We start from the raw sequence: 12,840 nt of genomic DNA, 5'->3' as shown, positions 1-12,840 counted from the left end.
GTATTATTGCTGTGGCTTTGCCTGAATCTTGCGATGAAACATGGGCTCCCAGTGCGTATCCAGTGCCTGTGCTGAGCTCAGGCTGTAATCATCAAGGGGCGGTTCCAGCAGTGTGATCCTTGGCCATGAACCACCCTCACCATCTGCGTTTTGTCTGTACACCAGTGTGCACAAGAACCCCTCTGTATAAAACACACAGGCCTGCCAGAGGCCGTCTGGCTGGTCGCCGTAAAGCTCAAAATTCCTGCGCACCTCCAGTGTTTGAAGATTGCCCGCAATGCCACGGCCAGTGGCCTTTAACCAGGCTTCTTTCAGCGTCCAGGCTTGAAGGAATGCCTGGGAATCATCTTCCTGAAACAGCCATTCCTGTTCAACCGGGGAGAACCAGCGTTTAACCACCTTTTGCCATTGCGGATGCCGTTTGCTGGGCTCGATGTCTATACCTACTGGCGAGCCGTATTGAGTCGCGCAGGCAGACAGCCCATGGCTATGACTCAGAGAGAGGTGCCAACCTGCCGGGCAGGCAGCGGCCGTTGGGCGGCCTTCCACCGGGCAACACAGGTCCGGCTCCATAGAACCTGCCTTGCTTAAAGCCTGGCGGATCAACCACCGGCTGGTAAGAAACTCAGCCGCGCGATTACCACTGAGCTGAGCGAACCGGTCAAGTTCATGGGCTGTCAGCCAAATCGGTGCAGCGCCGGGCATTTGCCCCGTCTGATGGCACAATTTTATGGTGGGCTTTTGCAGAGCCTTTCCGGAATCAGGGTTGGAGTCGTTGGATGAGCCAGCCATCGCCTTCCCTCACGTATTCGAACCGATCGTGAAGGCGGCTGGGGCGGCCTTGCCAGAACTCGATGCGATCAGGTACAACGCGGTAGCCACCCCAAAAGCCGGGCAGTGGCACCTCGCCTTCGCTGAATTTGCGTTTCATTTCCGCCACTTTCTGCTCAAGTAGCCCTCGTGACGTGATGGCCTTGCTCTGCTCGGAAACCCAGGCGCCAATCTGGCTGCCTCTCGGGCGCGAGGCAAAGTACTTGAGGGATTCGGCTTTACTGACCTTCTCTACCTTGCCTTGAATTCGTACCTGGCGATTCAGGCCAATCCAGGGAAACAGTAGCGCCGCCCGCGGGTTCTCGGCAATTTCGTGGGCTTTCCGGCTTTCATAATTGGTATAGAACACAAAACCGCGGCTATCAAAGTACTTCAGCAGCACTGTGCGCAAATCGGGCATGTGGTCGGCACCCGAAGTGGCCAGTGACATGGCGTTGGGCTCAAGAATACCAGCATCGCGCGCGTCTCCGAACCAGGCTTCGAACTGTTGCACAGGGTCATTGTTCAGGGCTTCATGATCGAGTCCTTCACTTTCAAAATCGCGACGCATATCGCTGATGTCCATAAATGCCCCCTCTCGATCACTGAAAACCACAAAAGACGTGTAAAAAACTGACTGCAAACCATGCTTGGTAAGAGCTATCAGGATATAGAGTTCGGTTTCCCGTGTCAGCGGTTGCTGCACAATGGCTGACAAACAGGCGTTCTCCGGACTATCCTTGTGAAAGATTATTTGCTCTAGCCCCCCCTCGTCTCAAAGGAGAAAAACGTGGCTGAAAGCCGACAGCGCAGTCGCCTTCCCGGAATTCTGATTATCGTCGCGCTTGTGTTCATCCTGTTGTATAGCTTGGCGGGCTTTCTGGTGTTGCCCTGGTGGTTAAAGCGAGCTTTGCCGGATCAGCTGGAACAACACATGAGCTGGCAGGCAGAGGTGGGTGATATCAACAGTAACCCGTTTGCATTGAGCGTTGAGGCCCTGAATCTTTCGGCCCAGGACAGTGATAACCAGAAGGTCGTGGGATTTGATCGGCTGTATATCAACCTGAATTTCTTTGAGTTGCTTCGCGGTATTGTCGGGTTTGAGGCGATTGAGCTGGATGAGCCGTTCATCCGGCTGGATTTGCTTGACGATTACAGCGTGAATTTCGCCCGGGACTTTCAGGCGGCCAGCGCAAGAGAAAAGGAGGCGCTTGAAGAGCCCGCTGAGCCAGAGGATGGCCAGTCGCCTCCCTCGATTTACTTTCAACAGCTCACCATCAACGGCGGTGAGTTGCTGTTCCGGGATTTCACTCAGCCAGAAATGGCAGAGTTCCGCATTCTGCCGCTGGATCTTACCTTGAGTGATCTGGCCACCTGGCAGCGTGATGATCGCAACAGCGACTACCATCTGCAGGCAGCCATAGGTGACCAGACGATTGAGTGGCAAGGCAATCTGAGCATTACGCCACTTTATTCCAGCGGGAATCTTGCTGTTTCAGGGGTCGACCACAAAACACTCGGGCACTTCCTGACACCCTACCTGCCCTACGGTTTACTCGGAGGTAAAGTAACTGTGGGTTCCGATTACCAGTTGCAAGCAGGGGATACGCTGCAACTTGTCACCACGAATGGCCGGGTGTTGGTGGAAGATCTTGCAGTTGCGCCAGATAAGCAGGCTGAACAGGCCCGTTTGAGTACAGCCTCAATCGCCATCGAGGATATCGGGTTTGATCTCCGGGCTCGTGAAGCCCAAGTTGGGAAAATCTCTCTGGCGCAGCCGGATATTGCGCTGGCGCGGAACAACCGGGGAGAAATTGACTGGATTGCCTCGCTTGCAGCATTTTCCGAACAGAATGAGGCGGGCAACGAGGAGAGCGCCTCCAAATCAGGCGAGCCCGCACCAGCGGAAACGCAGCGGCCGTTTCGCTGGTCGCTTGCGGGCATCGATGTGTCTGATGGCCGAGTGCTCTGGCAGGATTTGCAGCCCGCATCGCCAGCGGAACTTGAACTTGAACCGCTGTCGCTATCTATCGGAAGCATAAACAGCGAGATGGAAGATCAGGTGCCGTATGAGCTACAGGCGACTCTGGGCAGTGGGGGCAAGCTATCCGTTAAGGGCCAGCTGACCCCTGAGCCATTTACGTTGGAGGCCGCCATCGCCGGCTCAGGCATTCTTCTGGCTGCGTTTGAGCCCTATTTACAGCAATCGGCCAATCTCGCAATTGCAGACGGCACATTGGGGCTGGATGGAAATCTTGATCTGGATGGTCAACAGGAGCCTTTAACCGGCACCTTCAGTGGCACTGCTGAGGTTTCCGCGTTGAACCTTCAATTGCCGGGCAGTAAGGAACGTCTTGTTTCATGGAAGACGCTACGCCTGGCCCCCATTGAGTACAACGTACATCCGGCGCGGCTTGAAATTGGCACGGTGACCCTCGCCGAGCCGTCGATTAATCTGGTACGCAACACCGATAACATTCATAACCTTGCCCGGATCAGCCGGGATTCTGAAACGGATAATGCGGCCGAGCCAGCTCAGCCAGAAGCCACGGATGAGGCCGGGCTTATTTTCCGTATTGGCCAGTTGGTGCTTGAACAAGGCGCACTCGACTATACAGATCGCACGTTGAAGCCGGCCTTTACAACCTCAATTGACCAGCTTAATGGCACTGTTTCCGGCCTTAGTAATGTGTCGCCCCAGCAGGGCAAGATTAGCCTGAAAGGGCGAGTAGGAGGCAGTGCGAGTATGGAGCTTGATGGCACGATCGGCACTCTTGGAGCTGAAGAAACCAACAACCTAACACTGGTGATGAAGGACTTCTCCTTGCCTGCACTTACGCCTTATCTGGGGCGGTATCTGGGCTATAGCATCGACAGCGGCAAGCTGGAACTGGACCTTGATTATGAGATTACCGGCAGCCAGATAAACGCATCGAACCGGGTGGTTATGGATCGCCTTGGGTTGGGACAGGCTATTGCCAGTGAAGACGCCGTGAATGCACCAGTGAAATTGGGACTGGCGCTGATGCGGGACAACAATGGTGTCATTGAGGTGAACTTGCCCATCAGCGGCGATATGAGCAGCCCGGATTTCAGAGTGGGCCAGGTGGTGATGCGCACCTTTGTGAATTTGCTGGCGAAAGCGGCAACATCGCCGTTCAGTATGCTGGGCTCCATTGCCGAGCTTGCGGGCTTGAGTGGCGAAGAACTGGGGCAGATAGGTTTTGAGCCGGGCACCAACAGGCTGGCCCCGGGTGAGGCTGAAAAGCTGGCGGCTTTGGGCAACGCCTTGCTTGATCGGCCGAATCTGCTGCTGAACGTGCGCGGTGGTGTTTCACCCAACGTTGATGGCCTGGTGCTTCTGCGTGAAGAGCTGGCAGCAAACCAAAGCGTCGAACTGACAGAACAGGCCTGGGAAGAGGCCCGCGAGGCGTATCTTGCGGGCGAGCGATCACTGGCGCCTGAAACGCTGAATAATCTCGCCAGCGCCCGCGCTGGTGTATTGATGGATATACTGCGAGACACCCACGATGTGCCAGCCAAGCAGTTGTTTTTGCTCGAGCCTTCCCGTGATGCGACGGTATCGGAAGGTGGCAAGGTTATCGTTGGGTTTACTCTGGATTCCCGCTAAGACATTCATGAAGCACATAACAGCATTCAAAAGGAACACAGCTCGTGCCTAAGGCCAGCAGTCATTTCTTTGCATACGTTTCCCGCTTGCGCTGGATTAAGCGTTGGGGGTTGATGCGCAACGCTATAGAAGAAAACGTAGCGACTCACTCCTGGGAAGTGGCTACGTTGGCCCACGCTTTGGCGCTGATTCGCAACCGGCACTTTGGCGGGCAGGTGAATGCCGACAAGATTGCCGCTGCGGCGCTGTACCACGATGCAACAGAGGTTATAACCGGCGATATGCCCACGCCCATAAAGTACCACTCCAAGGTTATGCGAGAGGCCTTTGGTGATATTGAGCATAAAGCAGAAGCGGAGCTGCTGGCATTGTTACCGGAAGACCTGCGTGAGGACTTTGCGCCCTACCTTCAGGAGTCCCGATTACCAGAGGAGGATCGTGAACTGATCAAAGCAGCAGACCGCCTGTCAGCCTGGCTGAAATGCCAAGCAGAGGTGCGAGCGGGTAACCGCGAGTTTGAGCCTGCGGAGAAGCAAATCCGAGAGAGACTTGTGCAGGAAAGGTTGCCGGAAGTGACCTACTTTATGGAAGTGTTCGCACCCAGTTACGAAGAGCCTCTGGACAACCTGCTGGGCTGAGCCCAGAGGTTGTCCGTTTACGTGCCAGAAAATCAGGCGTTGCTGGCGCCGCCCACCAAGCCGCCACGCAGGCCATCTTTCTGCAGCGATTGGCGGACAGCGTCTTCCGGGCTGCCAGCCAGTTCCCGGAACATGCCCATGGAGCCCAACAGAGCAGAAGACTCGTAGGGCACAAACACCCGCTCGCCGTCTTTTGCCATGTTCGGCAAAACCTTGATGTAACTCTGGCCCAGCAGGTAGCCGATAACGGTTTGCTTGTTGTCTTCAGAGTCACCCATGGCGCTCAGTACCAGGCGAATGGATTCCTGCTCACCCTGAGCACGCAAAATGGCAGATTCCTTGTCGCCCTGGGCGTTAAGAATGGCAGATTCACGCTGGCCCTGGGCCTTGGCAATAGCGGCTGACTTTTCACCTTCTGCCTCGGTTACCGTGGCCCGGCGTTTACGCTCGGCGGCCATTTGCAGGCGCATGGCCTCTTCAACTTCTTCCGGCATGCTGATGTCCTGAACCTCTACCCGAGTCAGCTTTACGCCCCACTTTGAGGCCGCTTCTTCCATCTCGGCCTGAATGGCGTTGTTCACCTCAGCGCGGGATTCGAACAGTTTATCCAGTTCCATTTTGCCCACTACTGAACGCAAGGTGGTTTTAGCCAATACTTCCACCGCCTGGCTCATGTTGGCCACTTCGTATACCGCACGGCGGGGGTCGATGATCTGGTAATAGAGCGCGCCATTGATCTTCACGGTCACGTTATCGGTGGTCACCACTGGCTGGCCGGGGAAGTCCATCACGGTTTCCCGGCGGTCGATGCGGGTTTCGTCAGTCATCATCGGGTGGTATTCCTCGCCCATGCGCATGTAGCGGATCATGGTGATGGGGCGGGGGCGCTCGACAAAGGGAATAATGATGTTTACACCACTTTCCAGAACCCGGTTGAAAGAGCCCAGACGCTCAATAACCATCACTTCTGACTGACGGATGATCACTAGCCCTTTGGCAATGATGAAAATGCCGATGGCGACAACAATGAGGCTGATGATCAGCCCGGGTGTAATAAACGCTTCCATACTTACTGTTCCTTGTGTGTGGCTGTGTGAACAATGGCGGTTGTGCCATCAAACTGACTGAAAATAACTTCGGTTCCCTCAGGGAAATCGGTGGCGCCGGTATTGTCATCTTTCAAGCGATAAAAGTCGCCGTTGATCTTGATACCCGTAGCGCCATCAAAATCCCGTTTCAGGGTGCGATAGCGCTCTCCCTGTTCGACGCCTGTGCCAGTTGTCCCATAGGCCACGCCTTTTGGGGAAAACCGTGGGCGGATCCAGCGGATAGCGATTGGCACCAGCAGGCCCGAGAACATGCCCATACCGACCAGTTGCCATTCGAACGACATGCCGACATAGGCGAGCACAGCGGTCAGGCCAGCAGCAATAGCCAATGCCAGCAGCAACAGCACGCCGGACGTCAACTCAGCCAGGCCCAATGCAAGGGCCAGAATCAGCCAAAAATGTGTAAGACTCCATTCCATACAGAAAGTCCGCAGGTTCAGGGTGAAAGAAATCCGCGAGATTGAACTCCCGGTAAGTGGATTGTACCCAAAAGCGGGGGCTGAGTCCGAGTGGCCCGGGCGTCGTGAACACAGAAATTCAAGGCCATATGCTGTTCAGAGGCAGTTGTTAGAGTATCTTCTTTAAGCAGCACAACACACAACAAGAGCGCAATGCCCATGAAAGATCTGAAAAACAAGGTAGCGGTAATCACCGGAGCAGGCTCCGGTATCGGTCGGGCTCTCGCCAAGGCATTGGCAGTGCGGGGCTGCAGGCTGGCGCTGTCTGATGTTAACGAGGAAGGCCTTGCTGAAACCGCCGCCGGCCTGACGGGTTCGGAGGTTAAAACCTACCGGTTGGATGTTGGCGACAGAGACGCGATATACGCCCATGCAGCGGAGGTAGTGAAAGATTTCGGCCAGGTTAATGTGATTATCAACAACGCTGGCGTAGCACTCTCTGCAACGGTGAGAGAGATGTCTGATGAAGACTTCGAGTGGATCATGGATATCGACTTCTGGGGTGTCGCCCACGGCACAAGAGCCTTCCTGCCCCATCTGATTGCGTCGGGTGATGGCCATGTAGTGAACATCTCCAGTGTGTTTGGCCTGATCGGCGTACCTACGCAAAGCGCCTACAACGCAGCGAAATTTGCGGTTCGTGGCTTTACAGAATCCTTGCGTCAGGAAATGAGAATGGAGAAGCAGCCAGTGGCTGTAAGTTGTGTGCACCCGGGCGGTATTCGTACCAATATTGCCAATTCTGCGCGCATGAGCAGGCTGGAAAGCGCGACAGAGTTGCGTAAAGGGTTCGACCAAATAGCCATGACCACGCCGGAAAAAGCGGCCGAAACCATTGTTAAAGGCATTCTCAAAAACGAATCCCGCATTCTGGTCGGGCCAGATGCCTGGGGTATCGATGTCATTAATCGGTTGCTGGGGTCTGCCTACCAGCCACTGGTGGAACGCTTCACCCGCAACAAGCTGATTATCTGATCGCTATTATCGGATTGTGAAGAAAGGCGGGTATGCCGGCTGCTGGCATACCCGCCCAAGTGCGGTATCCTTCAACTGGAACCCCCCATCCTGCACGGAGCCGCATCCCGTTATGTGCGAACTACTGGCCATGAGTGCCAACACCCCCACCGATCTTTGCTTCAGCTTCACCGGCCTGACCCGCAGAGGTGGCGACACCGGCCCTCACAAGGACGGCTGGGGTGTCGCTTTTTACGAGGGCAAAGGTGTGAGGGCCTTTCACGATGTGGATGCCAGTTCAAACTCCCGGCTTGCCGAAGTGGTGCAGACCCACCCTATCAAAAGCGAAGTGGCTATTTGCCATATCCGTCAGGCCAATGTCGGTGACATTTGTCTGGCCAATACTCACCCGTTCAAGCGCGAACTCTGGGGTCGCTACTGGGTTTTTGCCCACAACGGCCAGCTCTCCGAGTTCCGGCCATCATCGGGTTTCTACGAGCCGGTTGGCGACACAGACAGCGAGGCCCTGTTCTGCGATATTCTCAACCACCTGCGTAAGCAATGTGACCGGGATGAACCGGTTGAGGTTATTACAGAACACTTGGTAGAGCTGTCGCAGGGGTATGCGGAGCAAGGCGTTTTCAACTTACTGCTGAGTAACGGCGATTGGCTGTTCACCTACTGCAGCACCAAAATGGCCAGCATCACCCGTCGCGCACCTTTTGGCCCCGCGAGGTTAAAGGATGCCGACGTGATTGTGGATTTCGAATCAGAAACCACCCCGAACGATATCGTCAGCGTGATTGTAACCGAGCCCCTGACCAGCGATGAGAAATGGGATGTTTACCAACCCGGTGAATGGCGGCTGTGGCGGAAAGGGATAGTGGAAGCCAAAGGCATTGCAGCGAACGCGCAGAGCGCGGGGGCTTGAAACTGGGCAGGCCGGCTCTACATGGCCAGCCTGCGTGTTTGCATCCTTGAATTACTGCAGGGTTTTGCGATTCCCACCTTGGTACTGAGGCGCTATAAAAGACTGGATCTCCTCCTTGAAACGTGCGATTAGCTCGCTGTTGTCGTGATCCCATGGGTGGTACCCCGGCTTGAAGTAACTGAGCCAGACCGGAACCAGGCTTGAGAAGGTGCCATTTTTGCCCCATGTACGCCACAGGCCTTTGGCGGTATCGGTAATCGAGAAGCCTTTGGGATCGTTCAGCATCAGTCGGCCGGTGAAATAAGAGGCCATGACCCCTAGTGCCGCTGTGCTGAACACCAGATAAAAGGTTCTTTCGGCGTAGGTGCCCCCAACTTCCTGAAACACATCGTAAGCCACCGCCTTGTGCTCGGTTTCCTCGATAGCGTGCCATGCCCAGAGTGGGCGCATGGTTTCGTGCATGCCCTCACGCACATCGTCACGCTCCAGAAGCATATCCGCCATCATGGCCGTCATGTGCTCAAGGGCACAGGTAATGGCCAGTTGGTGGCGCTTTGGCAGCAGTTTGGTGGCGTCCAGTACCAGAGTCAGGTGCTTTTCCATTTCATCCACCGGCATGCCGCGATCCCGAACATGCTGGTTCATGGCCATGTGCTCTAGTGAGTGCATGGCTTCCTGGCCGATAAATCCCCGCACTTCGGCTTTCAGTTTGGGATCGTCAATCTGATCCCGATAGGCACGTACAGAATCCACAAAAAACTGCTCACCCTGCGGGAAAAGCACGGAAAGTGCATTCATCATGTGACTCAGAAAAGGGCTGTCCTCCAACCAGTACTGGGGTACCTGTTCATCAAACTCAAACCCCATACGCTGGGCTTTGATGTTGACGTTATCCGGCGTTTTCGATGCCCGGTTAGCTGCGGTGACCTGCTTTTCGGCGGCTTTTGTACTCAGCATGGGTCTACTCCTCACATTGGCTGATGACATGGCCTCAGTGTGTCGGAGTCCACTGCCGGGATGAATGCGAAAGCAGGCCGGTCACCATTCAAAATGGGACAGGGCGGCACAAAAGTTGACCAACGCGACGGAACACCAGGTGCAACCGGCCCCACTGCCATGGCTGCGGGCTTCTGCTAGAGTCTTCAGCAAGTACTCACTTAGGCAAACAAGGGCAACCTATGGCGATCTCCGGGCCGGATAAAGAACGGCAGATGCTGGGACTATTCCTGGTGCCAGGCGCATACCTGCGTGTGCTGGCCCAGACCGTACAGCAGCTTGGTCATAACGACCGCCAGCTTTATCAGGGCCTGAATTTCAGCGCAGAAGACCTGAAAGCCAACGACAGCCGTGTGTTTGTTACAGATGCCACGGTTATGACTGAACGCGCCCTGAAGCTCGCCGGCAAAGACGGTTTAAGCTTTATGCTGGCTCGCGAACTGCGGGTAACCATTCACGGCACGCTTGGATTCGCCGCGCTAACCAGCCCCACCCTGGCCGGAGCTCTGGATTCGGTTCGCCGCTACCTCCAATTGCGGATACCTTTTCTCACCATGAGCCAGTCGGAAACCGATGATCAGGTACTGGTGAAACTCTGCACCGAGTTCGACGCGCCCGGCGTTTATCCGTTTCTGGCAGAAACTGTCTGTGCAACCTTGGTGATGCTCACTGAACAGTTGCTGGACCGTGGCGATGCAGAGAAAAGTGGGTTTACCATGAAAGACGGCAAGTTGCCGGGAGTCAGTGTGCGCCTGAGTGCTGCGGAGCCTGCCTATTACCGCCAGTTTGCCGACCAGTTGCCGGTAAAGTTTGAGTATGACCAGCCCGATGAAATGCTGGTATTCCCGAAAGCACTGCTGGACGTGCCCATGCGGCTGGCCGATGCAGACGCTTCCCGCCTGGCGAGCGATGAGTGCGAATTTGAACTGCAAAAAGCACTAAAAGAACAGGGCGACATCGCCATGGCCGTGCGCAACATGCTGCGCCTGATGCCGGGCCCTTTGCCCTCGTTGGAAGCCATGGCCGAGCGCTTCTGCGTTTCCTCCCGCACCTTGAAACGCCGGCTGGCGGACCGCGAAACCAGCTACCGTGAAATCGTGGAATCAGTACTCAAAGACCGCGCCATACAGCTCTTGCGCTACACCAACCAATCCGTGAGCGAAATCGCCTACGAACTGGGCTACGCTGACCTCTCCAACTTCAGCCGAGCCTTCAAAAAATGGACAGGGAAATCCGCCAGCGAATTCCGCGAAGGCGGCCCCGACCCAGCACCAGAGCTGGGGCCGTGACCAACGTCTAAAGTATTTGGAGGTATCGCAAGAGTCGAAGGACGGAGGGTGGCGCATATTATCCGCCAGGAAAAAGATGTCTGAGCGAAGCGAGTTATTTTTCCCAAGGAGAATATGCGCCACCCTCCGGCCCGGAACCGAAACCAAAGACCTTGTAGAATCAACCTCCAAGCCCCATATAAAAGCTACCGATAACCGACACCGGAGCCATAATGCTCAACCGCCCAGATACACACAGCAAACTGTTTGGATACCTACTCTGGATCTTCGGATTTCTGGGCGCACACCGCTTTTATTACGGCAAACCCATCACCGGAACCATCTGGTTCTTTACGTTCGGATTCTTTCTGATCGGCTGGATAATCGACTTCTTCCTGATCCCCTCCATGGACGAACAGGCAGACAGCCGGTTTCGGGAAGGCGAAGTCGACTACAACATCGGCTGGCTGCTACTCACCTTCACCGGCGTATTTGGCCTGCACCGAATGTACATGGGCAAATGGATCACAGGCATCATCTACCTGCTGACCGGCGGCCTGTTCCTGATTGGTATTCTCTACGACTTTTGGACCTTGAATGACCAGATTTCAGAGCGGAACCGCGAAGTGAAGTTCAGCTAGCCATATCCTGCTCCAACTCCACCAAACCGTCCTCCAGATAGTCCAGCATCCGCTGGAGGCTCGGTAGGGTGCGGCGACACCCGATCAGACCAAACTCGATCTGGTCGTTATAGCTGGTCAGCGTCATGTTTAATGCCATGCGATCCATGGCAATCGACACCGGATACATGCCTTCCAGCTTGGCACCGTTCCAGTAAGAGGTTTCTTTTGGCCCGGGTACGTTTGAAATCACCACATTGAACGTTTGCCACTTCGGAGCCATGCCGGTAAGAAGGTGAAAGCACGCCGGCGCCAAGGTAAGAGCGGTGTAGTTGAGAATCTCTTCAGGCGACATGTGGGCGTAACGTTCCTTTGCTTCCTGCATGCCTTGGTGAATCTTCCTGAGCCGCTCACCAGCGTGGCTTTCATCCGTGTGCAGATTGGCCAGAATAACGCCCACGTGATTGCCCTCCGCTTGATCCTCCCCTGACTTCTGGTACTTGCGCAAAGACACCGGAACCATTGCAATCAATGGCTTTTCTGGCAGCGCATCCTGGTTCATCAAATAGGTACGTAAAGCACTGGCGCACATGGCGGTGACCACATCGTTCACAGTTGCGTCGTACCTATGACAAACGGCCTTGATGCGCTTGAGGCAATAGGATTGCGCAGCGAATCGACGGGAGCCGGTAATTTTTCGATTCAAAATGCTGCGTGGCGCATGGAACATGGAATTGTAGAGTGGATCTTTGCGGGCTTTATTCACCGAGCGCAGTAATTCCCGAGCGACGGCTGGCACAGTCCCAAGCTGCTTCCCCGACTCCCCCAGTAAATGGCTGATACTCTGCCAGAGAGAGGGGCTGCTTCTGTCCCCGCTCTGCCCTTGTCGTACAACCATGTCCCAAACGGGCGGCATGTTGCGCCTGGAGGGATCCGTCGACAGCATTTTTTGAGTCATTCTCATGGCGGAAATACCGTCCACCAAGGAATGGTGCACCTTTATGTAAACGGCAAACTGCCTGTCGCCAAGCCCCTCAATAAGATGGAACTCCCACAAAGGCCGCTCCCGGTCCATCAGGTGGGAGTGTTCGGCAGAGATAAATGCAAGCAGCTCACGGATACGGCCGGGAGTAGGCAAGGCGACAAAGCGAAAATGGTGCTCCAGATCCAGATGATCATCCTGGGCCCACACAGGTTGTGCTAAGCGGCTGTCCAGTCGCAGGTTGAAAGGCGCTGTTACTTCCGTATCTTTTCGAAGTTGCTCAGCAAGCCTTGCGACATAATCGTCAGGCGCATTCTCCGGAAACGAAAAAATCTGCAGCCCGCCCACATGCATGGGTTGCTGGCGCTTTTCCAGCCAGAGAAAAAGCTGGTCTGTAGGGCTGAGAGGCTTCACGGGCAGGATCCTTTTTATGATTGTTTGAC

General features: G+C 55.2%; 12 protein-coding genes. 6 read left to right on the top strand and 6 right to left on the bottom strand.

Annotation, left to right across the window (positions count from 1 at the left end):
- Positions 1-3: 3 nt before the first annotated feature.
- Positions 4-792: a 4'-phosphopantetheinyl transferase family protein gene (locus AADB16_RS01890; protein WP_410801007.1), complete on the bottom strand. Its 789-nt coding sequence runs from the start codon at positions 790-792 to the stop codon at positions 4-6.
- Positions 761-1,396, bottom strand: a complete 636-nt coding sequence (pdxH, locus tag AADB16_RS01885; protein WP_309044228.1) for a pyridoxamine 5'-phosphate oxidase — start codon at positions 1,394-1,396, stop codon at positions 761-763. The genes AADB16_RS01890 and pdxH overlap by 32 nt, the downstream gene beginning before the upstream one ends.
- Before the next feature lie 204 nt (positions 1,397-1,600).
- Between pdxH and AADB16_RS01880 the strand changes: the two genes are divergently transcribed.
- Together AADB16_RS01880 and yfbR are read left to right on the top strand one after the other, a co-directional pair.
- Positions 1,601-4,441, top strand: coding sequence for a DUF748 domain-containing protein (locus AADB16_RS01880; protein ID WP_410801006.1), 2,841 nt, complete (start codon positions 1,601-1,603; stop codon positions 4,439-4,441).
- Between the two features lie 44 nt (positions 4,442-4,485).
- A complete protein-coding gene (yfbR, locus tag AADB16_RS01875; RefSeq protein ID WP_309044056.1) occupies positions 4,486-5,079 on the top strand; it encodes a 5'-deoxynucleotidase in 594 nt (197 codons plus the stop codon).
- A gap of 32 nt (positions 5,080-5,111) precedes the next feature.
- Here the strand turns inward: yfbR and AADB16_RS01870 are convergent, their stop codons facing one another.
- Both AADB16_RS01870 and AADB16_RS01865 read right to left on the bottom strand, forming a co-directional pair.
- Complete coding sequence (locus tag AADB16_RS01870; RefSeq protein WP_309044055.1) at positions 5,112-6,146, bottom strand: SPFH domain-containing protein; 1,035 nt, start codon at positions 6,144-6,146, stop codon at positions 5,112-5,114.
- 2 nt (positions 6,147-6,148) lie between these two features.
- Complete coding sequence (locus tag AADB16_RS01865) at positions 6,149-6,607, bottom strand: nodulation efficiency, NfeD-like protein (RefSeq protein WP_298451142.1); 459 nt, start codon at positions 6,605-6,607, stop codon at positions 6,149-6,151.
- A gap of 198 nt (positions 6,608-6,805) precedes the next feature.
- Here AADB16_RS01865 and AADB16_RS01860 point away from each other — a divergent pair, with 198 nt between their 5' ends.
- Both AADB16_RS01860 and AADB16_RS01855 read left to right on the top strand, forming a co-directional pair.
- On the top strand, positions 6,806-7,621 hold the full coding sequence (locus AADB16_RS01860; RefSeq protein ID WP_309044054.1) for an SDR family NAD(P)-dependent oxidoreductase: 816 nt from the start codon (positions 6,806-6,808) through the stop codon (positions 7,619-7,621).
- Between the two features lie 112 nt (positions 7,622-7,733).
- Positions 7,734-8,531, top strand: coding sequence for a class II glutamine amidotransferase (locus AADB16_RS01855; RefSeq protein WP_410801005.1), 798 nt, complete (start codon positions 7,734-7,736; stop codon positions 8,529-8,531).
- Positions 8,532-8,582: 51 nt separating this feature from the next.
- Here AADB16_RS01855 and AADB16_RS01850 read toward each other — a convergent pair whose 3' ends face one another.
- Positions 8,583-9,488: a metal-dependent hydrolase gene (locus AADB16_RS01850; protein ID WP_410801003.1), complete on the bottom strand. Its 906-nt coding sequence runs from the start codon at positions 9,486-9,488 to the stop codon at positions 8,583-8,585.
- Positions 9,489-9,709: 221 nt separating this feature from the next.
- Here AADB16_RS01850 and AADB16_RS01845 point away from each other — a divergent pair, with 221 nt between their 5' ends.
- Together AADB16_RS01845 and AADB16_RS01840 are read left to right on the top strand one after the other, a co-directional pair.
- Positions 9,710-10,816, top strand: coding sequence for a helix-turn-helix domain-containing protein (locus AADB16_RS01845; RefSeq protein ID WP_410801001.1), 1,107 nt, complete (start codon positions 9,710-9,712; stop codon positions 10,814-10,816).
- Between the two features lie 212 nt (positions 10,817-11,028).
- Complete coding sequence (locus AADB16_RS01840; RefSeq protein WP_309044050.1) at positions 11,029-11,436, top strand: NINE protein; 408 nt, start codon at positions 11,029-11,031, stop codon at positions 11,434-11,436.
- Here the strand turns inward: AADB16_RS01840 and AADB16_RS01835 are convergent.
- Positions 11,429-12,811: a WS/DGAT/MGAT family O-acyltransferase gene (locus AADB16_RS01835; RefSeq protein WP_410800999.1), complete on the bottom strand. Its 1,383-nt coding sequence runs from the start codon at positions 12,809-12,811 to the stop codon at positions 11,429-11,431. The two genes, AADB16_RS01840 and AADB16_RS01835, sit on opposite strands and share 8 nt — an antisense overlap.
- Positions 12,812-12,840 lie beyond the last annotated feature (29 nt).

Origin of the sequence: Marinobacter sp. KMM 10035 (assembly GCF_046537445.1) — a bacterium.
GTDB classification, from domain to species: domain Bacteria; phylum Pseudomonadota; class Gammaproteobacteria; order Pseudomonadales; family Oleiphilaceae; genus Marinobacter; species Marinobacter sediminicola.
This window is presented reverse-complemented; position numbering and strand designations above follow the sequence as displayed.